At 63.1% G+C, this 25,661-nt stretch carries 25 protein-coding genes; 15 read left to right on the top strand and 10 right to left on the bottom strand.

Annotated elements, in window-relative coordinates:
• Positions 1 to 74 precede the first annotated feature (74 nt).
• Positions 75 to 248 carry a hypothetical protein gene (locus D3227_RS41510; protein ID WP_085983167.1) on the top strand — a complete coding sequence of 58 codons (174 nt, stop codon included), beginning with the start codon at positions 75 to 77 and terminating at the stop codon, positions 246 to 248.
• 26 nt (positions 249 to 274) lie between these two features.
• On the opposite strand, the gene D3227_RS07210 is transcribed toward D3227_RS41510, so the two are convergent.
• Positions 275 to 1,195 carry a diacylglycerol/lipid kinase family protein gene (locus D3227_RS07210; protein ID WP_120013444.1) on the bottom strand — a complete coding sequence of 307 codons (921 nt, stop codon included), beginning with the start codon at positions 1,193 to 1,195 and terminating at the stop codon, positions 275 to 277.
• Between the two features lie 250 nt (positions 1,196 to 1,445).
• Between D3227_RS07210 and D3227_RS07205 the strand changes: the two genes are divergently transcribed.
• Complete coding sequence (locus D3227_RS07205) at positions 1,446 to 2,774, top strand: PRC-barrel domain-containing protein (RefSeq protein WP_120013443.1); 1,329 nt, start codon at positions 1,446 to 1,448, stop codon at positions 2,772 to 2,774.
• An 82-nt stretch (positions 2,775 to 2,856) separates the two neighbouring features.
• On the opposite strand, the gene D3227_RS07200 is transcribed toward D3227_RS07205, so the two are convergent.
• Positions 2,857 to 4,428: an alkaline phosphatase family protein gene (locus D3227_RS07200; RefSeq protein WP_120013442.1), complete on the bottom strand. Its 1,572-nt coding sequence runs from the start codon at positions 4,426 to 4,428 to the stop codon at positions 2,857 to 2,859.
• A 219-nt stretch (positions 4,429 to 4,647) separates the two neighbouring features.
• On the opposite strand from D3227_RS07200, the gene D3227_RS07195 reads away from it, so the two are divergent.
• The 4 genes from D3227_RS07195 to D3227_RS07180 all read left to right on the top strand — a co-directional run bounded on the left by D3227_RS07195 (position 4,648) and on the right by D3227_RS07180 (position 7,729).
• Positions 4,648 to 5,580, top strand: coding sequence for a VOC family protein (locus D3227_RS07195; RefSeq protein ID WP_120013441.1), 933 nt, complete (start codon positions 4,648 to 4,650; stop codon positions 5,578 to 5,580).
• Between the two features lie 5 nt (positions 5,581 to 5,585).
• Positions 5,586 to 6,209 (top strand): alpha/beta hydrolase, encoded by a 624-nt coding sequence (locus D3227_RS07190; RefSeq protein WP_120013440.1) that lies wholly within the window; start codon positions 5,586 to 5,588, stop codon positions 6,207 to 6,209.
• A 2-nt stretch (positions 6,210 to 6,211) separates the two neighbouring features.
• Positions 6,212 to 6,511 (top strand): GNAT family N-acetyltransferase, encoded by a 300-nt coding sequence (locus tag D3227_RS07185; protein WP_120013439.1) that lies wholly within the window; start codon positions 6,212 to 6,214, stop codon positions 6,509 to 6,511.
• Between the two features lie 159 nt (positions 6,512 to 6,670).
• Positions 6,671 to 7,729 carry a dipeptidase gene (locus tag D3227_RS07180; protein WP_120013438.1) on the top strand — a complete coding sequence of 353 codons (1,059 nt, stop codon included), beginning with the start codon at positions 6,671 to 6,673 and terminating at the stop codon, positions 7,727 to 7,729.
• Between the two features lie 13 nt (positions 7,730 to 7,742).
• Here D3227_RS07180 and D3227_RS07175 read toward each other — a convergent pair whose 3' ends face one another.
• Genes D3227_RS07175 through D3227_RS07160 form a run of 4 tightly spaced genes read right to left on the bottom strand, consistent with a single transcriptional unit; the run spans position 7,743 to position 12,426 of the window.
• On the bottom strand, positions 7,743 to 7,988 hold the full coding sequence (locus D3227_RS07175; RefSeq protein WP_120013437.1) for a hypothetical protein: 246 nt from the start codon (positions 7,986 to 7,988) through the stop codon (positions 7,743 to 7,745).
• Between the two features lie 3 nt (positions 7,989 to 7,991).
• The gene (locus D3227_RS07170) at positions 7,992 to 9,251 is read right to left on the bottom strand and encodes an aminomethyl transferase family protein (RefSeq protein WP_120013436.1); all 1,260 of its coding nucleotides are present in this window, start codon (positions 9,249 to 9,251) and stop codon (positions 7,992 to 7,994) included.
• Positions 9,252 to 9,254: 3 nt separating this feature from the next.
• The gene (locus D3227_RS07165; protein ID WP_120013435.1) at positions 9,255 to 10,820 is read right to left on the bottom strand and encodes a phytoene desaturase family protein; all 1,566 of its coding nucleotides are present in this window, start codon (positions 10,818 to 10,820) and stop codon (positions 9,255 to 9,257) included.
• Positions 10,807 to 12,426: a phytoene desaturase family protein gene (locus tag D3227_RS07160; RefSeq protein ID WP_120013434.1), complete on the bottom strand. Its 1,620-nt coding sequence runs from the start codon at positions 12,424 to 12,426 to the stop codon at positions 10,807 to 10,809. Before D3227_RS07160 ends, D3227_RS07165 begins: the two co-directional genes overlap by 14 nt.
• A 200-nt stretch (positions 12,427 to 12,626) precedes the next feature.
• On the opposite strand from D3227_RS07160, the gene D3227_RS07155 reads away from it, so the two are divergent.
• The 5 genes from D3227_RS07155 (at position 12,627) to D3227_RS07135 (ending at position 17,750) form a co-directional block, all read left to right on the top strand.
• Positions 12,627 to 13,421, top strand: a complete 795-nt coding sequence (locus D3227_RS07155; protein ID WP_120013433.1) for a methyltransferase domain-containing protein — start codon at positions 12,627 to 12,629, stop codon at positions 13,419 to 13,421.
• A 6-nt stretch (positions 13,422 to 13,427) separates the two neighbouring features.
• On the top strand, positions 13,428 to 14,114 hold the full coding sequence (betI, locus tag D3227_RS07150) for a transcriptional regulator BetI (RefSeq protein ID WP_120013432.1): 687 nt from the start codon (positions 13,428 to 13,430) through the stop codon (positions 14,112 to 14,114).
• Positions 14,115 to 14,170: 56 nt separating this feature from the next.
• Positions 14,171 to 15,253 carry an ABC transporter substrate-binding protein gene (locus tag D3227_RS07145; RefSeq protein ID WP_120013431.1) on the top strand — a complete coding sequence of 361 codons (1,083 nt, stop codon included), beginning with the start codon at positions 14,171 to 14,173 and terminating at the stop codon, positions 15,251 to 15,253.
• Positions 15,254 to 15,366: 113 nt separating this feature from the next.
• Positions 15,367 to 16,443, top strand: a complete 1,077-nt coding sequence (locus D3227_RS07140) for an extracellular solute-binding protein (RefSeq protein ID WP_120013430.1) — start codon at positions 15,367 to 15,369, stop codon at positions 16,441 to 16,443.
• Positions 16,440 to 17,750, top strand: a complete 1,311-nt coding sequence (locus D3227_RS07135; RefSeq protein ID WP_167480633.1) for a flavin monoamine oxidase family protein — start codon at positions 16,440 to 16,442, stop codon at positions 17,748 to 17,750. Before D3227_RS07140 ends, D3227_RS07135 begins: the two co-directional genes overlap by 4 nt.
• Here the strand turns inward: D3227_RS07135 and D3227_RS07130 are convergent.
• Genes D3227_RS07130 through D3227_RS07120 form a run of 3 tightly spaced genes read right to left on the bottom strand, consistent with a single transcriptional unit; the run spans position 17,714 to position 20,584 of the window.
• The gene (locus D3227_RS07130) at positions 17,714 to 18,787 is read right to left on the bottom strand and encodes an ABC transporter ATP-binding protein (RefSeq protein ID WP_120013428.1); all 1,074 of its coding nucleotides are present in this window, start codon (positions 18,785 to 18,787) and stop codon (positions 17,714 to 17,716) included. The two genes, D3227_RS07135 and D3227_RS07130, sit on opposite strands and share 37 nt — an antisense overlap.
• A 58-nt stretch (positions 18,788 to 18,845) precedes the next feature.
• On the bottom strand, positions 18,846 to 19,670 hold the full coding sequence (locus D3227_RS07125) for an ABC transporter permease (RefSeq protein WP_120013427.1): 825 nt from the start codon (positions 19,668 to 19,670) through the stop codon (positions 18,846 to 18,848).
• Positions 19,667 to 20,584: an ABC transporter permease gene (locus D3227_RS07120; protein WP_120013426.1), complete on the bottom strand. Its 918-nt coding sequence runs from the start codon at positions 20,582 to 20,584 to the stop codon at positions 19,667 to 19,669. The genes D3227_RS07125 and D3227_RS07120 overlap by 4 nt, the downstream gene beginning before the upstream one ends.
• A gap of 48 nt (positions 20,585 to 20,632) precedes the next feature.
• On the opposite strand from D3227_RS07120, the gene D3227_RS41505 reads away from it, so the two are divergent.
• From D3227_RS41505 to D3227_RS07110, 3 genes are all read left to right on the top strand, one after another.
• Positions 20,633 to 20,782 carry a hypothetical protein gene (locus D3227_RS41505; protein ID WP_167480632.1) on the top strand — a complete coding sequence of 50 codons (150 nt, stop codon included), beginning with the start codon at positions 20,633 to 20,635 and terminating at the stop codon, positions 20,780 to 20,782.
• Between the two features lie 99 nt (positions 20,783 to 20,881).
• Complete coding sequence (locus tag D3227_RS07115) at positions 20,882 to 22,297, top strand: aminotransferase (RefSeq protein ID WP_120013425.1); 1,416 nt, start codon at positions 20,882 to 20,884, stop codon at positions 22,295 to 22,297.
• 297 nt (positions 22,298 to 22,594) lie between these two features.
• The gene (locus tag D3227_RS07110) at positions 22,595 to 23,110 is read left to right on the top strand and encodes a hypothetical protein (protein WP_245451684.1); all 516 of its coding nucleotides are present in this window, start codon (positions 22,595 to 22,597) and stop codon (positions 23,108 to 23,110) included.
• Between the two features lie 151 nt (positions 23,111 to 23,261).
• Here the strand turns inward: D3227_RS07110 and D3227_RS07105 are convergent, their stop codons facing one another.
• Entirely contained in the window at positions 23,262 to 24,464 is a 1,203-nt protein-coding gene (locus D3227_RS07105; RefSeq protein WP_120013424.1) for an aromatic ring-hydroxylating oxygenase subunit alpha, read from the bottom strand.
• Positions 24,465 to 24,989: 525 nt separating this feature from the next.
• On the opposite strand from D3227_RS07105, the gene D3227_RS07100 reads away from it, so the two are divergent.
• Positions 24,990 to 25,397 (top strand): hypothetical protein, encoded by a 408-nt coding sequence (locus tag D3227_RS07100; RefSeq protein WP_120013423.1) that lies wholly within the window; start codon positions 24,990 to 24,992, stop codon positions 25,395 to 25,397.
• Positions 25,398 to 25,661 lie beyond the last annotated feature (264 nt).

Genomic DNA, 25,661 nt, shown 5'->3' with positions numbered 1-25,661 from the left:
CGTAGCAAGGAATCGTTACCCGACAATGTTTTGCCAGTCCCGCCCGCCGTCGCCAATCCATGGGGAAGCCGACCATGAAGATCATCCCTGAAGACAAAGCCCGTCAAGGGCGGTGGGGACGGCACGGCCTCAGGATTCTGATCGCGGCCCTGCTTCTGGCTTTTGTCGCATGGGGCATCGCCGAGATTTATGGCGAGATGATCGACACCAACACGCCCGCAGATCAAGACCAGGCACCCGCCGGCTAGCTGTGGCTTCATGGCGTCGGGCTGCATTACGCGGCCTTTGCCCGGGCAGCGCGCGCGGGCACAAGGACATTAAGCGCACTGGGGTGGATCTCGATCGTCGTTTCGCGATCGAGCCTGACCAGTTCGCCGTCCATGACAGCGCGGAATTTCTTCGCCGCCGAATGGATTTTCAGGATCGCCCTGTCGGACTGGTGGATTTCGACGTGCTCGCTGTCGCGCCATCTGCCGCGCGCCATGTCGAGGAAGAACCTGGCCAACTCGCCACGCTGCCGCGCCACGGCAATGTAGATGCCGAGCACGCCGCCGGTGGGATTGTCGGCGTAGGGCAGGTGGCCTTCGCCGAACAGATTGTTGGTGATGCCGATGCCGGTGGTGCGGGTGATGATCTCGGCTTCGCCGATGGACAGCGTCACGTTCATGGCCGGCGGGTTGTTGATGGTTACCCAGGCGGCACGGACCGAAGCCCTCATCTTGCCCAGGCGTGAGCCGAACTCCATCTTCTGGCGCAGTTGCACCATTTTTGCATGCAGGCCGACCGAGAACTGATGCACGAATGGCCGGCCATTGGCGCTGGCAATGTCGACGGCGATCATCTCGCCATCGGCAAAGGATTTCACAGCAGCGTCGAGCGTTTGCGGGATGCCGAGTCCACGGGCGAAAAGGTTCATGGTGCCGGCGGGCAGGATGGCCAATGCCTTCTTGCGATTCATCAGCAGGGCCGCCGCGGCCGAGATGGTGCCGTCGCCGCCACCGGCAAGGACGACGTTGACACCGCGCCGCGCCGCGGCTTTCTCCAGCGCAGCCTCTATGTCGCCACCGGCAACGATGTCGATGTCGATGGAATGGCCCGCTGCCTCCAGCGTCTTGCGCATCTGCTCGCAAAAGGCTGGAAGATCGGTCGTGCGCAAGGTGCCGCCGTCCTGGTTCAGCACCGCCGCAAATCGCATGCCCGCTCCGATTTTTCACAACCCATCGGGCCGGGAAGGCCCCCAGCCACAGGCTGAACGAAATGGCCGATGAAAGGTTCCCTGGATGGGCGAAATCCCCCAAGGTTTCCGGCGGCTTATGCGGATGCGCCGAGCACACCTAATTTCGGAACAACAGCGTGGTCACGACGTTGTGAACCAGTAGGAGGATGCCGAGGCTGACCTCTCGTCGGGTTCGGCGTGCAGAAATCAGGCACGAGGAGAGACGATCATGATCCGCACTCTTTTAGCGACGACAGCGTTGGCAACGCTGATTGCAACCGGCGCTTTTGCACAGACGGCAACAACCCCAGCGCCTGCACAGGCACCCGCCACCGAGAGCGCTCCCGCGGCTCCGGTGATGCGCGCTGAAGGGAGCCTGATGACCAACATCATCGGCGAATCCGTCTATAACGGCACGGCCGACGATGCGCAAAGCATTGGCCAGGTCAGCGATGTTGTCTTTGACGAAAACGGCAAGGCGAAATCCGCTGTCATCGGCGTCGGCGGCTTTCTTGGCATCGGGGCGAAGGATGTCGCGTTCGACTATGACAAGCTGCAATGGGTCGAGAAGAACGGCGACCGCTGGCTGGTCGCGGAGACGTCGAAGGAAGCGCTGACGGCTCTGCCGGACTTCGACAGGAAGCCTTATGACCCAGCCCCGGCAGCCTCGACCGATACGTCGGCGACAGCGCCGGCGGCTTCAACGGACGCTACCGGAACACAGAAGCCTGTCGACATGAACGCGGCGCCGGCTGAACCCGTTGTAAAGAAGGCTGATGGGAACCTGGCTACCAACATCATTGGCGAATCCGTCTATAACGGCACCGCTGATGACGCCCAGAACATCGGCGATGTGAACGACATCGTTTTGACCAAGGACGGCAAGGCGCAGTCGCTTGTCATCGGCGTCGGCGGGTTCCTTGGCCTTGGCGAAAAGAACGTCGCCTATGACTTCGCAAAGACGGAATGGGCCGAGCGGAACGGCGATCGCTGGCTGGTCGTGCAGACGACGAAGGAAGAGCTGCAGGCGCAGCCGGACTTCAACCGCAAGGCCTATGATCCGGCCCCGGCGGCCAGCACGGCCTCGAACGAGGTCCCGAAGGCTGCCGCCCCAACAACGACCGCCCCGGCCCCGGGGGAAAAGACAGCTGAGGCTCCGGCTACCCCCGCGCCCGATGTGAAGGCAACCGACCCCACGCAGACCGCGGCGATCGACAAGTCGACGCTGACAGAGATGCCGGTCGGCGAAATCAGGGGTGACGACCTCAAAGGCACGACCGTCTACGGCGCCAACGACGTCAAGGTCGGCGAGATCGGCGATGTCGTGCTGGCGCCGGACAACAAGCCTGACGCGGTCATCGTCGACGTTGGCGGCTTCCTCGGCGTCGGGGAGAAAGAAGTGGCTGTCGGCATGGACAATCTGAAATTCATGACCGACAAGGACGGCAAGAAGTATCTCTACACCACCTTCACCAAGGAACAGCTCGAGGCACAGACCGCCTACGACAAGGGCAGCTATGCCGAGCAGCGCGATCAGCAGCGAATGATGGTGAAGTGAAGTAAGGCAGTAGGGCAGTAGGGCAGTAGGGCAGTAGGGCAGTAGGGCAGTAGGGCAGTAGGATCAGCCTTGTTCCTATTCCCTACTGCCCTATTCCCTTACTCCCCCTATCAACGTACCCCACAACGCCGTCCTCCGTCAGTTCGGCCAGCGCCAGCGACTGGTCGAGATGGGTGGCGCGCCAGGCGAGGAGTTTCTCGGCAAACTCCAGCCGCGCTGCGAGATAGGCCGGGTCGGTGGCGACGTTGGTCAGCTCGCCGGGGTCCTTCGTCAGGTCGAACAGCAGCGCCGGCAGGCCGCCGCCGAAATGCACATATTTGAACTTTTCCGCGCGGATGACGGCAAGATTGCACTGGCGCGAGTCGATGCCGAAATGGCGTTCAGGTTCGCCGCCGGCGATCGAGCGGAAATCGAATTCCCAATGTGCCGCGTCGCGCCAGTCCTTGGGCACCTCGCCCTCCAGGAATGGCTTCAGCGAAAATCCGTCGAGATGCGGCGGCGGGTCCTGGTCGAGCAGGTCGAGCAGCGTCGGCAGTATGTCCACGGCCTCGGTGAAGCGGTCGACCTGGCTGCCTGATGTCCCGCTGCGACGCGGGTCGCGGATGATCAGCGGGATGTGAAAACTGCCGTCGAAGAAACCACCTTTGCCGAGCATGAAATGATCGCCCATCAGCTCCGCGTGGTCCGAGGTCAGCACGATGACGGTGTCGTCCCATGCGCCAGCCGCCTTGAGCGCTTGCCAGAGGCGGCCGAGCTGCGCGTCCACTTCGGAGATCATGCCGTAATAGAGCGCGCGGACGGCGCGGACATTGTCGTCGCCCCAGTCGCGCACCTTGCCCTCGGCGCCGGGGCGGAAGTTTTTCCGTTTCTGCCGGTCGAGATCGTAAGCGAGATAGGGATGGCTCCCGGCTTCGGTTTGCCAGCTCTCGGCGCGGCGGAAGGCGGGGCCATCGGCTGGATCGTATAGTGTGTTGTAGGGTTCCGGAACGATGAAGGGCGGGTGCGGGCTGATGAAGGAGAGGTGCGCGAACCATGGCGCGTCGCGTTCCTGTTCGCCCAGCCAGCGGATGAACTCGCCGGCGAGGAAGGCCGTCGGCGTCTCGTCCTTCGAATAGACGGGCGGCGTGCTGGTCACGTCATTGCCGGCCTCTCCACCGACGGGGCGATGGATGTCGGGAAAGCCGGCGTCGGTTTCGACGCCGCGCGCCTGCAGCCATGACAGCCAGGGTTTCTGGTGCTCGGGCAGGAACTGCCGCACGCTGAAGCCGGGCAGCACGCCCTCGTAGCTCTTCAGCCTCGGGTCGCCGGGCGCCAGGCGGCGCGGGTCGAGCGAGACGTCGGTGTAGCCGAACAGCGTTGGATCATAACCCAGAGCGCGGATGGCGAGCGCGATGTTGCCGTGGCGAGCGTCGAGCGGCGTGCCGTTACGGCAGACGCGGTTGTTCATCTGGTAGAGGCCGGTATAGAGGCAGGCGCGCGCCGGCGAGCATGGTGCGGCGCCACCATAGTGTCGCCGGAACAGGACGCCTTCGGCGGCAAGCGCGTCGGCGTTGGGCGTCCTAACCACAGGATGGCTGGCCACCGACAGGCAGTCGCTGCGCCACTGGTCGCAGGTGATCAGGAGAACGTTGGGGCGTTTGCCAATGCTGGCCAATTGCTATCTCCTCATCCCGGCACGCTGTTCATGGAGCCGAATTCGAGCAGTGGCGCAAGTCTCGTGCGCTTACGGTTTGGTGAACAAAATAAGTGCAGCTGTTCACTTATACAGCACAGTCCATTCTGTGTTTGCCGCCTTTAACGACGGCCTGCCTATCCTCATATTGGCGTGGACAGCGGCATGGGCCGCACCAGAACCAAGGGAAGGAGCAGAACAATGCTCGACCAGATCAAGGGCCTGCATCACGTCACCTCGATGGCCAGCGATGCGCGCCAGAACAACGAGTTCTTCACCAGAAAACTCGGCCTGCGCCGGGTCAAGAAGACGGTCAACTTCGACGCGCCCGACGTCTACCACCTCTACTATGCCGACGAGGTCGGCACGCCGGGTTCGGTGATGACCTACTTTCCGTTCCCGAACATCGGCAAGGGCCGCCATGGCGTCGGCGAAGTCGGCACCACTGTCTATTCGGTGCCCGAAGGCACGCTCGCCTATTGGGAGAAGCGTTTTGCCGACGAGGGTGTCGCCGGGCTTTCGCGCGAAGAGACGTTCGGCGAGAAGCGGTTGGCCTTTGCCGGTCCCGACGGCGACGGTTTCGCGCTGGTCGAGGGCAAGGCCGACAGCCGCGCGCCCTGGGTGAAGGGCGGCGTTCCCGCCGACGAAGCGATCCGAGGCTTCCACTCGGTGTCGCTCCGGCTCAGGGATGGCGGCGCTACCGAGGAGCTGTTGAAGTTCATGGGCTATGAAGAGGTCGACAAGTCCGGCAATGTCAGCCGGCTGGCGGTGAAGAATGGCAACGGCGCCGATGTCGTCGACATCGAATCGCTGCCGGGTGCGGGCTTTGCCGATCTCGGCGCCGGCTCGGTCCACCATGTCGCCTTTGCCGTCGAGAACCGCGCCAGGCAACTCGAAGTGCGCAAGGCGCTGATGGACACCGGCTACCAGGTGACGCCGGTGATCGACCGCGACTATTTCTGGGCGATCTACTTCCGCACGCCGGGTGGCGTGCTGTTCGAAGTCGCCACCAACGAGCCCGGCTTCGATCGCGATGAGGACACTGCCCATCTCGGCGAGGCGCTGAAGCTGCCGTCGCAGCACCAGCATCTCAGGCCCTATCTCGAACAGCATCTGCAGAAGCTGGAAGGCTGAGAGCCATGAGCAAGGACGCTTACATCCACAAGGTGCTGCCAGGTTCGCCTGGCGGCCCGCTGCTCTTCGTCTTCCATGGCACCGGCGGAGACGAAAGCCAGTTGCTTTCGCTCGGGCGCGATCTCGTTCCAGACGCAACGATAGTGTCGCCGCGCGGTGACGTTGCCGAAATTGGCGCGGCGCGCTTCTTCCGCCGCACCGGCGAGGGCGTCTACGACATGGACGACCTGTCTCGGGCCACGGACAAGATGGCGGGTTTCATCAAGGCGCATATCGAGGCGGCAAAACCGTCTTCGGTGCTTGGGCTCGGCTATTCCAACGGCGCCAACATCCTGGCCTCGGTGGTGTTGGCGGCACCCGACCTGTTCGATGCGGCGGTGCTGATGCATCCGCTGATCCCGTTCGAGCCGGAGGTGAAGGGCAGTCTTGCCGGCCGCCGCATCCTGGTCACCGCGGGCAAGCGCGACCCGATCTGTCCGCCGAACCTGACGTCACGGCTCGAAGCCTATTTGCGCGCCGATGGCGCCGATGTCACTGTGGAATGGCATGACGGCGGACACGAGGTGCGGCCGAATGAAATCGAGGCGGCGCGGCGGCTCTTTGCCGGCATGCCTGTTGAAGGAGCCTAGCGATGCCTGACCAATTGCCTGAGGTCGAGTTGGAGGACCGCGGCTCCAAGGGGCGTTATCTCTTGCGCGGACCTGGCGGCGCCGAGGCGGAGATGACCTTCACCAAGATCGGCGAGCACCAGCTCATCATCGATCATACCGAGGTGCCGGATGCGTTTCGCGGCCAGGGCGCGGGGCTTCGGCTTGTCACCCGTGCCGTCGAGGATGCCCGCGCGGCCGGCAAGAAGATCATTCCGCTCTGCCCTTTCGCCAACGCCCAGTTCCGCCGCCACCCGGAATGGGCCGACGTGCTGAAGCAATAGGAGTTTGCCCGCGCGGGGACAGACGGCCGCACGGGCAGAAACGAACGCAATCACCCGTCTGGCATTTGCGCGATTTGGCCATCTTGCCTAAGTAGAGGTATCGCCCGCGGGCCGGCTCACGGTCCGCGGCCTCGCTTATCTCAACCGAATGGCTTCCTGATGACCGAAACCGATCTCGTCCCCGTGTTCGACGGCCACAACGACACGCTGCTCAGGCTCTACCAGTCGAAGGACGCGGATGTCGAAAAGCTGTTCATCGAGGGGACGCAGGGCGGCCATATCGACCTGCCGCGCGCCAAGAAGGGCGGCTTTGCCGGCGGCATGTTCGCGATCTTCCCGCCGCCGGTCGAGAAAACCAAACGCGCCTCGGTGCCGCCGGCGCCGAGCGACAACGAGCCCTTGCCGCCGGAGCTTCCGCGCTCTGAAGCACTCGCCTCGACCATCGCCATGGCCTCGATCCTGTTCCGGCTGGAGCGGGCGGGAGCGGTGACCGTCTGCCGCAGCGCCGGCGATGTGCGCGAGGCGATGGCGAAGGATGCGATCGCGGCGGTATTCCACATCGAGGGTGTCGAGGCGATCGACCCCGAGCTCACCATGCTCGACGTTCTGCACGCCGCCGGCCTGCGTTCGCTCGGCATCGTCTGGAGCCGCCCCAACGCCTTCGGCAATGGCGTGCCGTTCCGCTTTCCGTCGTCGCCCGACACCGGCCCTGGTCTGACCAACGCCGGCAAGGCGCTGGTCAAGGCTTGCAACCAGCTCAGGATCATGATCGACCTCTCGCATCTCAACGAGAAGGGTTTTCGCGATGTCGCCGCGATCAGCGACGCGCCGCTGGTGGCGACCCATTCCAACGTGCATGCGATCTGCGGCCATTCGCGCAACCTCACCAACTGGCAGCTCGGCGCGATTCGCGAGACCGGCGGCATGGTCGGGCTGAACTTCGCCACCGGGTTTCTGCGCGAGGACGGCCGTATGAACGCCGACACCAGCCTCGAGATCATGGTTCGCCACGTCGACTCGCTGCTGCAGGCGCTGGGCGAGGACGGCGTCGGCCTGGGATCGGATTTCGACGGCGCTATGATCCCGGCCGTCATCGGTGACGTTGCCGGCCTGCCGAAGCTGATCGACGCGCTTGCAGTACGCGGCTTCGGGCGGGCGCTGATTGAGAAGATCGCTTACCGAAACTGGATCGGCATGCTCGAGAAGACGATCGGATAATCGACCCGCGTCACTATTTGTAGCCCATGCGCTTCAGCCAGTCCTGGCCGCCGCCGCGATCGCGGATGATCGGCAACGGATCGGTGGAGTCCAGCCGCGCGCAGATACGGTAGACTTCGAGCGTCTCGGCGCTCATCTCGCCGCGTTTGTAGAAGAACATGGCAGCGGCATAGCGCGTACGGCCCGACCATTTTTCACCGAGCGGCGTATTGACCAGTTGCCACTGATCGGCGGCTTCGAGCTCTGCCTCGTCACTCATGGATCAGAAATCCGCCGGCGGATTGGCGGTGCGGCGGTCGAGCTTGATGAAGGGGCGCTGCACCACCTTGGCCCGCTTCATCAGCTTTTGGTACTGCAACTCGCGCATGGCATAGATCTCGACCCAGAGGTCTTCGACCATCGTATCGCCAAACGGCCGCTTGAGAGAGGCGAGGGCGATGTTGCGCTTGGCCATCGGCGACCACATGGCGGCGCTGACCAGCCCGACTTCTTGGCTTTTCTTGTAGTAGACGATGGCGTGCTCGGCCGGGATGTTGCCCTCGATCTCCAGCCCGACCAGCACATGCCGCAGCTTGCGCTTGGTGCGGGCCTCGAGGATGGCGCGACGGCCGTTGAAATGACCTTTCTCCAGGTCGATCATGAAGCCGAGACCGATCTCGTCAGGCATACGCAAGCGGTCGGTGCGGATGGCATGTTCGGCGGTGGTGAAGTCGGCATTTGCGACGATCAGTCCGGCTTCCAGCCGAGCGCGGTTCAGCGCCGTATAGCCGATGGCGCGGATGCCGCGCAGTTCGCCCGCAATCATCAGCCGGTCCCAGAGGCTCAGCGCCTTTTCGGCTGGCACGAACAGTTCGTAGCCGAGGTCGCCGGTGAAGCCGGTGCGCGAGATGGTGACGGTGCCGCCGTCATGCGGGAACTCGGCGAGGTCGAATATTTTCAGCTTGTCGACGCCGGCGAAACCGGCGTCGACAAGCACGGCGAACGAGGTCGGGCCTTGCAGTGCCAGGCCGCCGACGGCCTCGGTTTCTTCCTCAACGGTGACCTCTGAGCCGATAGCACTGTCGAGCAGCCAGGGCAGATGCCGCTCCTGCGAGCAAAGACGAAAGCGCGTCGGCGACAGCCGGAACAAAGTGCCGTCGTCGAGGACAAAACCTGCGTCGTCGCACCAGGCGGTATAGTGGACGCGGCCCGGCTTGAGCTTCGCCACATCGCGCAAGGTGACGCGATTGAGGAAGGCTTCGGCGTCCGAGCCCTCGATACGGTATTTCGTCATCGGCGAGATGTCGAACAAAGCGGCCTGGCTGCGGATGGCGAAATATTCGAGCTCCTCGTCCCACAGCGAATGCGGGGCGCGATAGCCGGCCCAATTGTACCAGTCATCGGTCCTCGCCAACGCATCGATGCGCGGCTGGAACGGCGTGCCGAGCCGCAAGGTCCGGAAATGGGATTGAGCGGCTGTGCGAGCATCGGCAGGCGCATCGATCTCGGTCACGGCGGGCTTCTTCCTGGTTGCCTTTGCCATGGTCTATCCCCTCATCGCGATGATGCGCCGGGCGGCGTTCAAACCGGGCCTGCCGGAGACGCCACCTCCCGGATGCGAACCGGCGCCGGCGAGGAACAGGCCTTCGACCGGCGTGTCGTAGCCCGACCAGCCGGAGACCGGCCGCGACATCAGCATCTGGTCGGCCTGCAATTCGCCGTGATGCCAGTGACCGCCGGGCATGCGGTAACGCGCCTCAATGTCGGTCGGCGTCAAAAGCTCGCTGTGAAGCACGGTCTTGGAGATCCCTGGCGCATAAGCCTCTAGCTGAGCCATGATCGCCTTCAGGAATTTCGGTTTGCTGGCGCCCCAGCCTTCCTTCAGCGCATAGGGCGCATACTGCACGACCGCCGAGAGCACGCAGGCACCTGCTGGCGCGAGCGACGGATCGGCAAGCGAGGGCAGCGTGATCTCCATCACGGGTTCGGGCGAGAACTCGCCATATTTGCAGGGATTGAAGGCACGCTCGACATGGTCGGGCGAGGGCGCGATGACCAGGCGGCCTTTGTGGCCGGCGGCGTCGACGCCGACAAATTGCGGCGGCCGGTCGAGCGCCAGGTTGAGCTTGGCCGCATTGCCCTTCATCCGGATGTTCTTGACCTTGCGCACGAAACCTGTGTCGACCTCGCGCGGTCCGACGAGGTCGAGGACAGTGGTTGCCGGATTGATGGCGGAGACGATCGCTTTCGCATGCAGCACCTCGCCGTTGTCGAGTGCGACGCCGACGGCGCGACCTTTTTCGACGATGATCTTGGCCACCGGTGAGGCGGCGCGGATTGTCACGCCAGCCTTCTCCGCCGCTGCGCGGATGGCGGTGACGACCGCGCCCATGCCGCCCTTCGGCAGCGCCTGCGCGCCGGCAGCACCGCCGATCTCGCCCGCCAGCCGGTAGTAGAGGCCGAGCAGCGAGGTCGGCGAACGCGGACCGAGATGGCCGCCGAGCGTCGCATCGAAGGCGAGCAAGCCTTTCAGCCGGTCGTCGGTGAGCTGCTCGTCGAGCAGGTCGGCGACATTCATTAAAAGCACGCGCAGGAAATCGCGCATGTCTTCCTTGCCGAGTTTCTTCAGCGCCAGCGCGGTCTGGCCGAGCGCTGCCGTCTCTAGCAGCGACATGGCGCTAAGATCGGGCGGACGGCGTGACAGAAACGGTTTCAATATGCCGGCATAGCGCAGCAGTTGGGCGCTTAGTTCCTTCCATGCGGTTTGCTCGGACGAACTGGCGCCGGTCAGCGCCTCTCCATAGGCGCCATGCAGTACAAGCGGTGGCCCATCCCTGGACAGCGCCACGGAAGGCACGAAGTCGCCGCGCGCAATCTCCAGCCCGTGACGTTCCAGCTCCAGCGTCTTCACCACATCGGGATGCAGACGGTTCAGCACATGGGCGACGGAAGAGACGCGAAAGCCCGGCGCGAATTCCTCGGTCCGCGCCGCACCGCCGATATCCGTTGCGGCTTCCAGCACCAGCACTTTGCGGCCGCTCTTTGCCAGCACGGCGGCGGCGACGAGGCCGTTATGGCCGCCGCCAATGACGATTGCATCAAATGACGTCATGGGCCGGGCTCATATGCGAGGTCGATTTGGCGAGGTCGCGCAGGATCTCGGCGGCGGCGTTGCGGCCGGGCGCGCCCATGACGCCGCCGCCGGGATGAGTCGACGAGCCGCACATATAGAGCCCACTGAGCGGCGAGCGGTATTGCGCGTAGCCCGGCACCGGTCGATTGAAAAGCAGCTGGTCGAAGGTCAGTTCGCCCTGGAAGATATTGCCTTCGGTCAGCCCGACCTCGGCTTCGATCTCGCGCGGCGTGCGCACCTCCATGTGGACGATACGATCGCGGAAGCCGGGCGAATATTCGGCGATCTGCGAAATCACGCTTTCGGCGAACCCATCGCGATCAGCGTCGGTCCAGTCCGCCCCTGCTATCTTGGGTGGAGCGTATTGCACGAAGCAGCTCATGAAGTGCTTGCCCGGCGGCGCCATGGTCGGGTCGAGCGTCGTCGGGATTACCATGTCGAGGAACGGGTCGGCCGACCAGCGCCCGGCTTTCCAGTCGTCATAAGCGCGCTCCATGCGCTCCATCGAATCGGTGAAATGCATGTCGCCGCGATAGGCCGGAGAATCCTTCGGCAGCGCCGGGAATTCGGGCAGCGAATCGAGCGCAATGTTGACCTTGCCGGACGAGCCGCGAATCTTGAAGTTCCTCACCCGGCGCAGAAAGATGTCGGGCAGTTCCTTTTCCTCGACCAGCTTGAGGAAGGTGCGCTTCACGTCGGCGTTGGATACGACGAGCTTGCCGTAAATATCCTCGCCGCCGGCCAGCGCCACGCCTTTCGCCTTGCCTCGGCTAACCAGCACGTGGTCGACCTCGGCGCCGGTGCGGATGGTGCCGCCGGAGGCCTTGAAGGACGCCGCGAGCGCCTTGGTGACGGCGCCCATGCCGCCGCGCGCATAGCCCCAGGCGCCGACCGAGCCGTCGACTTCGCCCATATAGTGGTGCAGCAGCACGTAAGCCGTGCCGGGTGACATCGGTCCAAGCGCGGTGCCGATGATGCCGGACAAAGCGAAGTTCGCCTTGATGACATCGGTCTCGAAATACTCATCGAGGAAGTCCGAGATCGACATCGTCCAGAAGCGCAGCGTCAGTGCCATTTCTTCCGCCGACAGCCCGGCGAATTTCTTGCCGAGATAGAGAAGCTCGCCGAGGTCACGCGGTCGAAAACTGGTCGGGTCCGGCGCGGTGCGCATCAGCAGCGGCTGGATGAAGCGGCACTGCCGCGTCACGTCGCGGGCGTAGCGGTCATATGCTTCGGCATCGCGCTTGGAGAAGCGGGCGAACTCGCGCCGGTGGGCGTCGTGATCGCGGTAGTTGGCGAGATAGTCGCCGTCCCTGGTGAAGACCGCGCCACCCTCGTAGGAAATCACTTGCAGGCCGAAGCGCGGCAGCTCCAGGTCGCGCATGATCTCGGGCCTGAACAGCGAGCAGACATAGGAGCAGTTGGAATAGAGGAAACCAGGTGTCAATTCGCGGCTGGTGGCCGCACCGCCGACCCAGTCGTTCTTCTCGACCACCAGCACGTCGAGGCCGGCGCGCTGCAGGTAGCAGGCGTTGACCAGTCCGTTGTGGCCGCCGCCGATGACGATCGCATCCCACGCCTTCATATACGCCGAGCCTTCATGGCGATCTCACCGTTCATTTTATGTGATCTGTTTCCCCAATGCGAGGAATTTGGCACGGCTTCGGCCATTTTGTCCAGCCATATTGAATGAATGTTCAACAAATGATGTTGCGTTTTCCTGTTTATGCGCTAGGCTTTGCCGACATTCTTGACTGCTCAATCGGCAGTTGGGGCTGAGGTCAGATGATCGAAACGGCAGACGCCGAGCCGGAATATGACGACACCGCCATCCGCTTCCTGGAGGCGCTCTGGGGCGACGGCTATCTGTCGCCAGGCGGGCCGGACGAAGTCGACCGCGTCGTCGAAGGCCTGTCGCTCGCGGGCAAGACGGTCCTCGACATAGGCTGCGGCTTAGGCGGCATCACGCTGCATCTGGTCGAGCGTCATGCTGCTGCCCACGCCACGGGTTTCGATGTCGAGCGCCCGGTGATCGAGACGGCCAGGCAACGGACAGCGGCGCGCGGGCTTTCCGATCGCGCCAGCTTTATCCAGGCGCCGCCCGGTCGTCTGCCGTTCACCGATGCTTCCTTCGATATCGTCTTCTCCAAGGATGCGCTGCTGCATGTGCCCGACAAGGACGCGCTGTTTGCCGAAATCTTCCGGGTGCTGAAACCGGGCGGCGCCTTCGCCGCGTCGAACTGGATGATCTCGCATGACGGCCAGCCGTCGCCCGAGATGCAGGCCTATGTCGCCGCCGAAGGCCTGTCCTTTGCCATGGCCTCGCCTGAGCGTTATGCGCTGGCGATGCGTCGGGCAGGCTTTGCCGATGTCACCATACGCGACCGCAATCCGTGGTATCGCGAGGTCGCCCGCGGCGAGTTGGAAAGGCTGAAAGGTCCGCTCTATCCGACGGTCGCGGCCGCGGTAGGTGCCGCCTATGTCGACAAGAACATCCGGACCTGGGAAGCCATGCAGAAGGTGCTTGACAGTGGTGAGCACCGTCCCACTCATCTTCGCGGTCGAAAGCCGGTTGGGTAGCCGGCAATGCTGGAGATCATGACACCGATGAAGACCGCAGATGCCAAGGATGTTCTGCCTGAACCAGCACGAAAAGGCGATCCCGAAAAGCGCGGCCGCAAGGCGTCGAAGGAAGTCCGGCAGCAGCAGTTGATCGAGGCGACGATCGATTCGCTGGCCAAGCGCGGCTATTCGGAGACGACGATGGCCGATGTCGCCGATGGCGCAGGCCTGTCGCGCGGCATCGTCAACTTTCACTTCGAAAGCAAGGACAAGCTGCTCGTCGCCACGTTGCAATACATGGCCGACGAATATGCCGCGCACTGGCGTGCCGCATTGACCAGGGCCGGCGAGGATCCGGCCCACCAGTTGCGGGCGCTGGTCGCCGCCGACTTCGACCGCTCGATCTGCAACAAGCGCAAGCTGGCCGCCTGGTGCGCCTTCTGGGGCGAGGCAAAGTCGCGGCCGACCTATCAGGCGCTGTGCGGCGCGCGCGACGCCGCCTACCAGAAGATCTTCATCGACCTTTGCGCGACGCTCAAAGAGAGCGGCGGCTATGCCTATGAGCCGCAAGTCATCGCGCTGGCGCTGAGCGCCATGCTGGAGGGCCTGTGGCTACGGCTGATGATGGGGACCGAGGACGTCACCCGCGAGAGCGCGCTGCAGGCGGCGAACGCGTTCCTGTCGGCGGCGTTTCCAAAGCACTACGCCTGAGAAAGCCGGCGGCTTCAAGCCGGTATGAACAACCAAGAAAAGAGGATGGAACAGCAATGAAAACACTCAGCCGACGCCTGACACTGACATTGGCACTGACTGCTGCGCTGGCGGCTTCGGCGGCGGCGCGGGCCGTTGCCGCCGACAAGGACCTGATCGTGTTCGACTGGTCGGGCTATGAGGATCCGAGCTTCCATCCGAAATATGTCGAGAAGAACGGCGACTCGCCGACCTTCACTTTCTTCGGCGACGAGGACGAGGCGTTCGAGAAGGTCCGCTCCGGCTTCAAGGCCGATCTCGGCCATCCCTGTTCGCAGAGCGTGGTAAAATGGCGCGAGGCAGGGCTGCTGCAGCCGCTCGACACCTCGAAGATATCAGGCTGGAAAGACCTCAATCCCGGCATCATGGCGATGAAGGATCTTGCCACCACCGCCGACGGCAAGGCCTGGTTCATGCCTTGGGATTGGGGCAACAGCCAACTGACCTACAATTCCAACAAGGTCGACGAGAAGGACGTGCAGTCGCTGAAGGCGTTCGCCGATCCCAAGTTCCAGGGCAAGGTGTCGATCGGCGACAATGTCGACGACGCCTACGCGCTGGCCAGCCTCGCCATCGGCCTGAAGGACTGGACCAAGATGACGGACGACCAGTTCAAGCAGGCATCCGATTTCCTGCGCCAAGTGCACAAGAACGTCCGCTCCTACTGGACCGACACCACCGACATCGTCCAGCAGCTGAGCGGCGGCGAGGTCGATCTCGCCTGGGCGTGGAATGACGCCACGGTGCAGTCGGTGGCCGCCGGCGTGCCGATCAAGGCTAAGAAGGATACCGCCGAGGGTATCTCGACATGGGTCTGCGGCTATGTGCTGTTCAAGGATGCGCCCGATAATGTCGACAAGGCCTATGATTATCTGAACGCCATCAACGATCCGGAAATCGCCAAGGTGCTGGTCAAAGACTGGGGCTACGGCCAGGCTAACGCCCAGGGCATGGCGGGAGTCGACCAGGCGATCCTGAAGGAAAAGGGCTATGACGACGTGCAGAAATTCGTCGACAAGACGCTGTTCCAGTCGCCGGTTCCCTCCGATCTCAAGCTCAAGATGATCGCCGAATTCGAGAAGATAAAAGCCGGCTATTGATGTTGCTCCGGCCGGTCCGTCCGCCGCCGACATGGCGGGCGGACGGGCTCGCCAAAGCGCGGGAATTCTCCTAACGTCGCCGCGCCGTTTTCGCGATGGGGGAGTTTCGCGCCATGAATTCCATGCTTCGCCGCCTTGCGCTTGCCGCCGCCTGCACCATCGGCGCGGGTGCGGTCTACGCGCTTGCCGAAGGCGGCGGCGACCTCGTCGTGTTCGACTGGTCGGGCTACGAGGACCCATTGCTGCATCCCGAATACGCCGCCAAATACGGCGCAGAGCCGACCTTCGCTTTCTTCGGCGACGAGGACGAGGCGTTCGAGAAGATGCGCGCCGGCTTCAAGGCCGACATCGCGCATCCCTGCTCTCAAAGCGTGGTGAAATGGCGGGATGCCGGGATGCTGCAGCCGCTCGACACGTCAAAAATATCAGGCTGGAAGGATCTCAATCCCGGCATCATGGCGATGAAGGATCTGGCGACGACCGCCGACGGCAAGGCCTGGTTCATGCCCTTTGACTGGGGCAACACTTCGCTGCTCTACCGGACCGACAATGTCACCAAGGAAGAGGCGCAGTCGCTCAAGATATTCGCCGATCCGAAGTTCAAGGGACGCGTCACCATCGGCGATAATGTCGACGATGCCTATGCGCTGGCAAGCCTGGTCATCGGGCTGAAGGACTGGACCAAGATGACCGACGCCCAGTTCAAGGAGGCGTCCGATTTCCTACGCGCGGTGCACAAGAACGTGCGCTTCTACTGGACCGACGATACCGACATCAACCAGGCCTTTTCCGGCAACGAGGTCGATCTCGCCTGGGGCTGGAACGAGACCTTCGTGACGCTGAAGGGCCAGGGCGTGCCGATCGAAATGAACCGCGACACCAAGGAGGGCCTGTCGACCTGGGTGTGCGGTTATGTGCTGATGAAGGATGCGCCCGGCAAGCTCGACCAGGCCTATGATTTCCTGAACGCGGTCAACGCGCCCGGGGTTTCGGACTATATGGTCAAGACCTTCGGCTACGGCCATGGCAACGGCGCCGGCATGGCGGCGATCGACCACGGCATCCTGGTCGAGCGCGGCTTCGACAATCTCGACAAATTCCTCGACAAGACGCTGTTCCAGCAGCCGGTGGCGCCGGAGCTCAAGCAGCGCATGGTCGCCGAGTTCGAGAAGATCAAGGCCGGCTATTGAACAAAGAAATCGAAAAAACCGGCGTTGTCATCGTCGGCGCCGGCTTCACCGGCCTGTCGGCCGCCCATGAGCTGCAAAAAGCCGGCATCGATTTCGTGCTGCTCGAGGCACGCGACCGCGTCGGCGGCCGTGTGGAATCGAGCCTGAATGGCCTTGGTGACTTGATCGACAGCGGCGGTCAGTTCCTGTGCGAGGACATGCCGGAATTGATGGCGCTGATCGAGGCGCGCGGCAAGACGCTGGTCGAGACCTATGTCGAGGGCGATTTCATCGCGCGGCCGTCAATGTCGCCGCAAGCAGCCGAACGGACTTATTTCGCTGCGATGGCGATCCGCGAGCGCATGAATGCGATCGCGCCTGACAATGCCTCGATTGCCGGGCTGACCGTCGCAGCCTGGCTCGACCGCCAGAACGATACCGGCGAAGGCAAGGCAGCCTTCCGGTCGATGATCGAGGGCCTGTGGTGCCTGGCACTGGAAAAGGTGCCGCTCTGGCACCTGATCAACAATGATCGCCGTATCACCAACGAGGTGCCGGAGCTGCAATATTTCTTGCGCGAGACCATGCAGTCGCTGGCGGATGATCTGGCCGGCGACCTCGGCGACCGGTTGCGGCTGAGCGAACCTGTGACGCAGATCGAGCACGGGCCGAAAGGCGTCCTTGTCATCTCGGCCAGCGGCGCGATCGAAGCGCGCCAAGTCCTGGTCGCGCTGCCGCCGGTGATGGCTGCGAAACTCGATTTCGCACCATCTCTGCCGGTTAGCTTGAAGAGGGCGCTCGGCGTTTGGAAGAGCGGTGCGGTGATCAAGATACTGGTGCGCTATGCCACGCCATTTTGGCGCGACCGCGGCTTGAGCGGCATGGTGATGTGGCGCGACCGGCCGGGACTGTTTGCCTGTGACTCCAGCAAGGATGCGGTCCATGCCGCGCTCGTCGTGTTCGTCGGCGGACCGCTTGCGCTGCGCTGGCGCGAGTTCAGCGATGCAACACTTCGCGCCGAAGTGACCGCAAGGCTCGAGGAAGCGCTCGGCCCGGACGCGGCCGATATCCTCGATTTCAGCCAGCGCGACTGGACGCATGATCGCTGGAGCGGCGGCGCCTACAGCGACCTCATTGTCGATGTGACGGCGACCGATGCTGAGCGCACGATCCTTGCAGGCGCGCCGCCCGTCCATTTCGCCTCGTCGGAAGTGTCGCCGTCATTTCCCGGCTATGTCGAGGGCGCGATCGTGGCGGGACGCATCGCCGCCAAGAAGATCACCGCCGAACTTCAGTCTGCCATCGCCACTAAAGCTTCAGGATCATAAGCGAGGCGGATCGAGGTGCCGACCGGGATGTCGTCGGCGCCGAAGTCGTTGGTTTCGGTCACCGAGAGCGGCTTTTCCAGCCCTGGGATCTCGACGATCAGATGGGTGATCTCACCAAAATAGTGGCGCTCGACCACCTTGCCGGCGACTTCGAATTTCGCCGTGGCATTGTCCCACAGAACGCGCAGCCGCTCCGGTCGTATGCCGAGCGTCGCGGCTTCGCCATTGCGGACAAACGCTTTGGGTTTGTCGGCCTTGACGCGGCCGAAGCCCAGCGTGTCGAGGACCAGCGAAGCGCCGTTCTCCTCGACGATCTCGGCCTTGACGAAATTCATGCCGCCGAGAAAGTCGGCCACCTGGCGGTTGACCGGCCGCTGGTAGATCTCCTTGGGCGATGCGACCTGGGCGATCTTGCCGCCGAACATCACGGCGATGCGGTCGGACATTGCTAAAGCCTCATACTGGTCGTGGGTGACCAGCACGAACGTAATGCCAACCGCCTGCTGCAGGCGGCGCAGTTCGACCTGCATCTGCTCGCGCAGTTTCTTGTCCAGCGCCGACAGCGGCTCGTCGAGCAGCAGCACTTTGGGCCGCATCACCAGCGCACGGGCGAGCGCTACGCGCTGGCGCTGGCCGCCGGAAAGTTCGGTGGCCAGACGCTTGCCGAGACCGGTCAACGAGACCTGTTCCAGCGCCTCCTCGACGCGGCGCTTTTCCTCCGTCCCCTGCAGCTTCAGGCGCTTCAGCCCGTAAGCGACATTCTGCTCGACATTGAGATGCGGGAAGATCGCATAGCTCTGGAACACCATGTTGGTCGGCCGGCGGTTGGCGGGGATGCCTTCCATCGGCTGGCCGCCGACGGCGATCGAGCCGGTGGTCGGATTGTCGAAGCCGGCGATCATGCGCAGCAGCGTGGTCTTGCCGCAGCCGGACGGGCCGAGCAGCGAGAAGAATTCGCCTTCCCGGATGGTCAGTGTGGCATCGTCCAGCGCCTTGAAGGCGCCGTAGCTGCGGGTGACGTTGCGGATCTCGATCATGGGCCTTTCGGATAGCGGGGGCCGTTCGGACTGATGAGGCCGTGCGGCCTGCGATTGTTCAGGCATAGAGGCCTCCCTCGTTCTGGGTGCGCCCGGCCGCGCGGCGGCGCAGGATTTCGGCGACGGTCATCAGCAGGAACGAGGCGACCAGCAGCAAGGTGCCCAGCGCCAGCACGCCGGGCAGCTTCGACGCAAAACGCAGCTGTCCCCAGATGTAGATCGGCAGCGTCGCATCGGTGCCGGTCAGGAAGAAGGCGATTATGAACTCGTCGAGCGAGATGGTGAAGCAGACCAGCAGGCTGGAGATGATCGCCGGCGACACCATCGGCAGCGTCACCCGCCGGAAGGTGCCGAAGGCGCTCTCGCCGAGATCGGCGGAGGCCTCTTCCAGGCTGCGGTCGAACCCTTCGAAGCCGGAGGTCAGCACCGTCATCGAATAAGGTATACAGACCAGCACATGGCCAAGCACGACCGTGAACAGCGACAGGCTCAAGCCCAGTTGCAGCATCACCAGCAGCATCGAGATGGCGACGATCACCTCCGGCAGCACCAGCGGCGCCATGATCAGGCCGTTGATCGCACGGCGGCCGGGGTAGCGGTAGCGGGTGATGGAGCGGGCGGCGAGGATGCCGAAGACGGTGGCGAGGATGGACGCCGAGACGCCGACGACGAGGCTGTTCCAGGCGGCGTCGAGCAGTGCCGGCGTGCGCGGCAGATCCTCGTACCATTTGAGGGTGTAGCCGGAGAGCGGGAATTTCGGCGTCGCCGCGGTGTTGATCGAGAAGATCGGCAGGAAGATGACCGGCAGATAGAGGAACACCACGTAAAGAAAGGCATAGGCCGACAGCCAGCCGCTGCCCAGGAGACGCCGCAACGCCGTCATCGTGCCAGCCTCTGGGCGGCGCGGATGACCAGCACCATGGCGCCGGCGATCAGTGTCACGATCACCATGGTGGTGACGGAAAGTGCGGCGCCCAGCGGCCAGTTGGACGCCTTGCCGAACTGCGCCTGGATGGCGTTGGCGATCATGACGCCGTCCTTGCCGCCGACAAGCTTCGGCGTGACGTAGTCGCCGACGGTCGGGATCATGACGATCAGCGCCGCCGAAATGACGCCGGGCACCGACAGCGGCAGCGTCACGCGCAGGAAGGAGCGCAGCGGACCGTCGCCGAGATCCTTGGCCGCCTCGACCAGCGTGCGGTCGACTTTTTCCAATGACACAAAGATCGGCAGGATTGCGAAGGCCGCCCAGGCATGGGTCAGCGTGATGATGACGGCGGTCGAATTGTAGAGCAGTGCGGTCGACGGCTCGTCGATGATGCCGAGGCCCATCAATCCGGAATTGAGCACGCCATTGTAGCCGAGAATGACCTTCCACGACATCACGCGCAGCAGATAGCTGGTCCAGAACGGGATGGTGATCAGGAACAGCCACAGGCTCTTGTGGCGGCCGCCATGGAACGAGATGAAATAGGCGATCGGGTAGGCGAGCACGACCGTGAAGAAGCTCACCATCAGCGAGATGTAGAGCGAGCGCCAGAGCAGGTCGCGATAGATCGGCTCGGTCAGCGCGATGCGGTAGTTCTCCAGCGTGAAGGTGCGGTCGATGGTGAGGTAGTTCTGCGTCCAGAAGGAGTGGGCGATGACCACCAGGATCGGCAGGACCAGAAGGATGAGGGCATAGAGGAAGGTGGGGCTGATCAGGGCAAAGCCCTGGACGGGTTCGGACTGCAGAAGAGCGTTTCGCCTGGCCCGCGTCATGCGCCGTGCAGGCGACCCTTCGGCAGCCGCCGTCATTGCAGCGCCCCCGGCGCGATCTTCGTTGCTGGCTCGGACTGTCCTGCCATGCTGCATCCCATTGTTGGTACCAGCTGCCTGTTCCCAATTTATGCCTGGAGCACGATTTGCGGGTCGCGCATCAAGCTTGCCGGCTTTCTTTCATCATGCGCGCATCCGGCGATTGAAATCAAGCGCTATTTCTGTAATATTGATTGAACGGACATTCAAAATGAAGTGAAAAAAGCCGCTTTTCCCATGGCTTGGAGCTTGATTTCGTGTCCGCTGAAAATTGTCACGAGAGCATGTGAGGCAAAGATGGCGGCAGCAAGAGACCTGAAGGCGATGGAGGCCGCGGATGCCGGTGTTGACGCCGTCGAACTGGCCAAGCGCCATCTCGTCCAGCCCTGGCCGTTCGCGGGCTCGGTCGGCGCCGAGGCGCGCGCGCTGATCGGCGAGGGCGAGGGCATCTACATCACCGATGCTTCCGGCAAGCGGCTGATCGACGGGCCGGCCGGCATGTGGTGCATCAATGTCGGCCACCGCCGCGAGGAGCTTGCCAAGGTGATGTACGACCAGGCGATGGCGCTGTCCTACAACACGCCATGGTACACGATGAACGCGCCGTCGGCGGAGCTCGCCATGCGCATCGCGGGGCACGCGCCGGGTGACCTCAGCCATGTCTTCTTCACCACCGGCGGCTCCTCGGCGGTGGAGACGGCGCTGCGCTTCATGCAGTTCTACAACAATGTACGGGGACGGCCGGAAAAGAAGCTGATCCTCAGCCGCGGCGGCGCTTATCACGGTTCGACTTATCTGTCGGCCTCGCTCAACGGCCGTCCGCGCGACCGCGACTGGATGGATGGCGCCGACGAGCTGGTGGTCAAGCTGTCCTCGCCCGATCCGTTCCGTCGCCCGCAAGGCACGAGCATCGAGGCATTCACCGATTTCCTGGTCGATCAGTTCCGCGACACTGTCGCCCGCGTCGGCGCCGACAGGATCGGCGCCTTCGTCGGCGAGCCGGTGCAGGCATCGGGCGGCGTCATCGTGCCGCCGGACGGCTATCTGAAGCGCATCCGCGAGATCTGCCGCGACAACGACATCCTCTATGTCTCGGACGAGGTGGTGACCGGCTTCGGCCGGCTCGGCCACGTCTTTGCCTCCGGCGAAGTGTTCGGCATCGACCCCGACATGATCACCTTCGCCAAGGGCGTCACCTCAGGCTATTTCCCGCTCGGCGGCGTCGTCATCTCGGAGCGGATTTTGCAGCAGTTGCGCCGTTCGAACCACCCCGACGCGCTGTTCGGCCATGGTCTGACCTACACCAGCCATCCCATCGGCTGTGCGGTGGCGCTGAAGAACCTCGACATCCTCGAGGAGAGCGTGCTCGCCCACACGCGCGAGGTCGCGCCCTATTTCCAAGCGCAACTGAAGACGCTGGAGGAACTGCTTCTGGTCGGCGAGGTGCGCGGCATGGGGCTGATGGGCTGCGTCGAATGCGTCGCCGACCGCGAAAGCAAGGATCCGTTGAAGCTCGACAAGGATGTCGGCAAGCGGATCGACGCGCATTGCCATGATCTTGGCCTCTTGGTCAGGCCGCTGATCAACATGTGCGTGATGTCGCCGCCGCTGATCATTTCGCGCGAGCAGATCGACGACATGGTGGCGATCCTGCGCGAAGGCATTTCGCGCACGATGGAGGACCTGCGTCGGGAAGGTGTGTGGCAAGGATAATTCCTTACTTCCCGTTCGACGGGAAGAAAGTGCCGGCAGGGGCGCAGCGAAGCTGATCGCGGCCCAGCCGGCGCCGTGAATTGCCCTGCTGGGTCGTCGCCCATCGGCAACTCGCCTTGGGGGCCAGCTCGGCATCATAGCAATTTTCCCCAAGCGCAGGACACCGCTCCGCTGCAAGTTGTGGCGGCAATTCTGTCGCAAAATCCCACAAGGCGCGCTTGCGGCAGGCCGGCGCGACAATGGACCGGCGGAGCTGCGCTGGCAGTTCAATCCGTCTGCTTGGAAGCGAAAGGCAGTATGACGATGACGATTTCTCCGTTTCTCATCGCTCTCGGATCCGAAGGTCCCCCAGCCGACCGAGCGAAAGACATGGACCTTTATGGATGGCTAATTGGAAGCTGGGAAATGGACTCGGTCCACTACCTCGACGACGGCACAATCCAGAAATGGGATGGAGAATGCCATTTTGGCTGGGTGCTCGGAGGCCGCGCGATTCAGGACGTTTGGATCAGGCCCAAGCGCCCTGCGCCGTCCACGATGTATGGCACGACTTTGCGCATCTTCGATCCTGGGATCGATGGCTGGCACATCATATGGAACGACCCGCTCAACCAAGATCACTCGCGCCAGATCGGGCGGGCCGAAGGTAGCGACATTGTCCAGCTCGGCAGTGATTCGTGCGGTCTGAAAACTCGATGGCGTTTTACCGAGATCACTGCCGACAGCTTCCATTGGATCGGCGAGGAACGATCTTCCGAGAGCGATGCTTGGCAAATCACGTATGAGCATTTTGCACGCCGAACAAAACCCTGAAGCTGGTGGTTGCTCAGGCTTCATTTGGATTCGACTCGCGGTGCGCAGTCCGAAATGGGTTACCACGGGATGGTGCCGAGTTCCGCGTGCGTGAATGTGCCTGTCGGGCCGTCCGGGCCGAGCAGCCCGCACATGGTCCGGCTTCGCCGTCCTACGACTGCGACCTCAGCGCGTCGTTCAGCGCCCACATGTCCTTCTCCTCGGGCGCCGTCTCCAGCCCGAGCACGGGGATCTGCTTGCGCAAATGGTCGTGGTGGGTGCGCACGCCGTATTCGAGATCGGAGAGGTAAAAGCCGCCGAAGGCTTCCGACAGCATCGATTCGTTCGACCACACCGAGAGCTGCACGTCCTCGTTCATGGTGTCGCGATCGATGCGGTAGGCGAGATAGCGTGCCGCCGCCTGCTCCCTGGTCTCGTCGGGGTAGCGGTAGATGGCGCCGCGCAGCAGCGTCTCGCCAGTCGACAGCGGGAACTCCTGATAGAACTGCACCGATTCCGGCATGATCGACAGCGCGTTGTTGGGGAAGATGCCGTAGTAGATCCAGGCCTTGCGCAGGTGCTCCGGCAGATGCGACGCGTCGGGGGCGAGCTTGATGTACTCCCGCACGCTCCAGCGCCGCCCGGCATGCCGATTGTAGGTGGCGAAGGAGCGCGACACGCCGTTGATGAACGGCTCGTCGAAATAGGTCGCGCCGTAGAGGTCCTGCAGCGCCGGATGCGCCATGGCGACGTGGTAGCCTTCATTGTCGACATCGCGTACCGACTTCCAGTTGACCGGCGATTTCTGCGTCCAGATGCCCCAGGACGGCACCATGTCGGCAACATTGTAGTAAGTCATCTCGGCCTCGATCGGCTTCAGCAGTTCGGCCACCGATGGCTGCGGGCCGCCCTTGCGGAAGCGGATGAAGACGAAGCCCATCCAGATTTCCAGGTCGAGCGGTACCAGGCCGAACTCGGTCTTGTCGAGATCGGGGAAGGAGCGCGGACGGGCAGCACCGCGCAGCGTGCCGTCAAGATTGTATACCCAGCCATGGAAGGGGCAGACCAAGGCGTTCTTGCAGGTGCCCTGGCTGTCGGCGACGACGCGGCTGCCGCGGTGGCGGCACATGTTGTTGAAGGCGCGCACGACGCCGTCCTTGCCGCGCACGATCAGCGCCCGCTCGCCGACCACGTCCATGGTCAGATAGTCGCCGGCATTCGGCACGTCGCAGACATGGCCGGCGATCTGCCAGTGGTTGCGGAAGACGTATTCCTTCTCGAGTTCGAGAAGGGCGTCGGAGTGGTAACTCCAACCCGGCAGGCCCCGCCGGTCCCAATTGTTGGGGATCGCCACGTCACGGAGGTGCGGGTTCATCAAAGGCTCTTCATTTGTTGAATACTCATTCAATAAAATCATATTTTGCTTTAAAATGCAATGGCTTGCGAAAATAGGAAATTTTCAAGATGGCTGAATTGAGCAGACCTGGATCTGGCCCGACCAGAGAAAATCCCGGAAATTCCGGGCCTTAGCGCCGGTTGTGGAAGATACACCGGGCGCGGGGATTCGTGGGCGCCGCGCCTGGAAAAATGAACCCATTTCCGAGGAAAAAGCCCCGGCGCCGGCAGATTGCCGCCCGGAGTGTGATCTTGCTCATAGTCTGGCCGGGCAGGTCCGGGCATAGCTCAACGCTAGAACCGTCTAGGCAACATCCTGATCATGCACATGAAACAGCTTCGCAAACGAAACACGCCATCGGCGCTTGCCCGGTTGTGCCCGGATTTGCCCGATTTTCTTGTTTCATCCCTGTTACACGGGCAACCTTCGCGCGTCGTTCGTCCGTTACCAGGCGCGATTAAGTTCGTTATATAGCAAAGACAAAAATAAACGAGGGGAAAGGCGATGTTTACGAAGGTTCACGCCAACAGCGACCGCGGCAGGGAAGTGCCGGAGCGCAATGACAGGCGTCCGAAGCTGGCACTGCGCCAGCGCGCCAGCGATCATCCGATGGTGATGTTCATGATGATGGGCGCCTGCGCCTTCGCAATCATGGCATTCACGCCGGCGGCCGGTCCGGCCTTCGCCTCGTTCAATCCGCCAGCCAACGTCATCGACGGCGCCTCGACCACGGTCAAGACGGCGCGGCTGCCGATGCCGGAGATCGATTTTGCCTGCAAGGGCCAGGCCTGGGGCGCCGAGAGCGCGGATTGCCTGCGCGTCATTGCCGCCCAGTCCGGCGTGCATAGAGACCGCGCCGTCCGCATGATTGCCAATGCCGCGCCAATGAGCAACACGCCGAATGTTTTTTGAGTTCTGCTAGGCATGATCCGACAGTAGGTATCTAGTCTTCGGATCATGCTTGGACCTCCCAGAGCGCACCTCCAGCGCTCAGTCAGGCTCCCGCCGCACGTCGGTCGGGAGTCTTTTTTTTGGGGCCTGTTGATATTCAGGTGAGGCCGACCTGCGAATGGCGGTATCCTGCGCTTCCGATAGTCACGTACCCAAATATGCGCCCCATTTCGGTTCTCGGAAACCACCACTCTCGGCCAGGCCTGACCTGAATCTCAACAGACC

It is taken from the genome of Mesorhizobium waimense, from assembly GCF_003601975.1.
GTDB lineage: Bacteria > Pseudomonadota > Alphaproteobacteria > Rhizobiales > Rhizobiaceae > Mesorhizobium > Mesorhizobium waimense.
This window is presented reverse-complemented; position numbering and strand designations above follow the sequence as displayed.

Bases quoted from the DNA above. Each gene is read 5' to 3' on its own strand.
- D3227_RS41510 (WP_085983167.1), top strand. From the start codon at position 75: ATGAAGATCATCCCTGAAGACAAAGCCCGTCAAGGGCGGTGGGGACGG.
- D3227_RS07210 (WP_120013444.1), bottom strand. From the start codon at position 1,195: ATGCGATTTGCGGCGGTGCTGAACCAGGACGGCGGCACCTTGCGCACG.
- D3227_RS07205 (WP_120013443.1), top strand. From the start codon at position 1,446: ATGATCCGCACTCTTTTAGCGACGACAGCGTTGGCAACGCTGATTGCA.
- D3227_RS07195 (WP_120013441.1), top strand. From the start codon at position 4,648: ATGCTCGACCAGATCAAGGGCCTGCATCACGTCACCTCGATGGCCAGC.
- D3227_RS07190 (WP_120013440.1), top strand. From the start codon at position 5,586: ATGAGCAAGGACGCTTACATCCACAAGGTGCTGCCAGGTTCGCCTGGC.
- D3227_RS07185 (WP_120013439.1), top strand. From the start codon at position 6,212: ATGCCTGACCAATTGCCTGAGGTCGAGTTGGAGGACCGCGGCTCCAAG.
- D3227_RS07180 (WP_120013438.1), top strand. From the start codon at position 6,671: ATGACCGAAACCGATCTCGTCCCCGTGTTCGACGGCCACAACGACACG.
- D3227_RS07175 (WP_120013437.1), bottom strand. From the start codon at position 7,988: ATGAGTGACGAGGCAGAGCTCGAAGCCGCCGATCAGTGGCAACTGGTC.
- D3227_RS07170 (WP_120013436.1), bottom strand. From the start codon at position 9,251: ATGGCAAAGGCAACCAGGAAGAAGCCCGCCGTGACCGAGATCGATGCG.
- D3227_RS07165 (WP_120013435.1), bottom strand. From the start codon at position 10,820: ATGACGTCATTTGATGCAATCGTCATTGGCGGCGGCCATAACGGCCTC.
- D3227_RS07160 (WP_120013434.1), bottom strand. From the start codon at position 12,426: ATGAAGGCGTGGGATGCGATCGTCATCGGCGGCGGCCACAACGGACTG.
- D3227_RS07155 (WP_120013433.1), top strand. From the start codon at position 12,627: ATGATCGAAACGGCAGACGCCGAGCCGGAATATGACGACACCGCCATC.
- betI (WP_120013432.1), top strand. From the start codon at position 13,428: ATGCTGGAGATCATGACACCGATGAAGACCGCAGATGCCAAGGATGTT.
- D3227_RS07145 (WP_120013431.1), top strand. From the start codon at position 14,171: ATGAAAACACTCAGCCGACGCCTGACACTGACATTGGCACTGACTGCT.
- D3227_RS07140 (WP_120013430.1), top strand. From the start codon at position 15,367: ATGAATTCCATGCTTCGCCGCCTTGCGCTTGCCGCCGCCTGCACCATC.
- D3227_RS07130 (WP_120013428.1), bottom strand. From the start codon at position 18,787: ATGATCGAGATCCGCAACGTCACCCGCAGCTACGGCGCCTTCAAGGCG.
- D3227_RS07125 (WP_120013427.1), bottom strand. From the start codon at position 19,670: ATGACGGCGTTGCGGCGTCTCCTGGGCAGCGGCTGGCTGTCGGCCTAT.
- D3227_RS07120 (WP_120013426.1), bottom strand. From the start codon at position 20,584: ATGACGGCGGCTGCCGAAGGGTCGCCTGCACGGCGCATGACGCGGGCC.
- D3227_RS41505 (WP_167480632.1), top strand. From the start codon at position 20,633: ATGCTGCATCCCATTGTTGGTACCAGCTGCCTGTTCCCAATTTATGCC.
- D3227_RS07115 (WP_120013425.1), top strand. From the start codon at position 20,882: ATGGCGGCAGCAAGAGACCTGAAGGCGATGGAGGCCGCGGATGCCGGT.
- D3227_RS07110 (WP_245451684.1), top strand. From the start codon at position 22,595: ATGACGATGACGATTTCTCCGTTTCTCATCGCTCTCGGATCCGAAGGT.
- D3227_RS07105 (WP_120013424.1), bottom strand. From the start codon at position 24,464: ATGAACCCGCACCTCCGTGACGTGGCGATCCCCAACAATTGGGACCGG.
- D3227_RS07100 (WP_120013423.1), top strand. From the start codon at position 24,990: ATGTTTACGAAGGTTCACGCCAACAGCGACCGCGGCAGGGAAGTGCCG.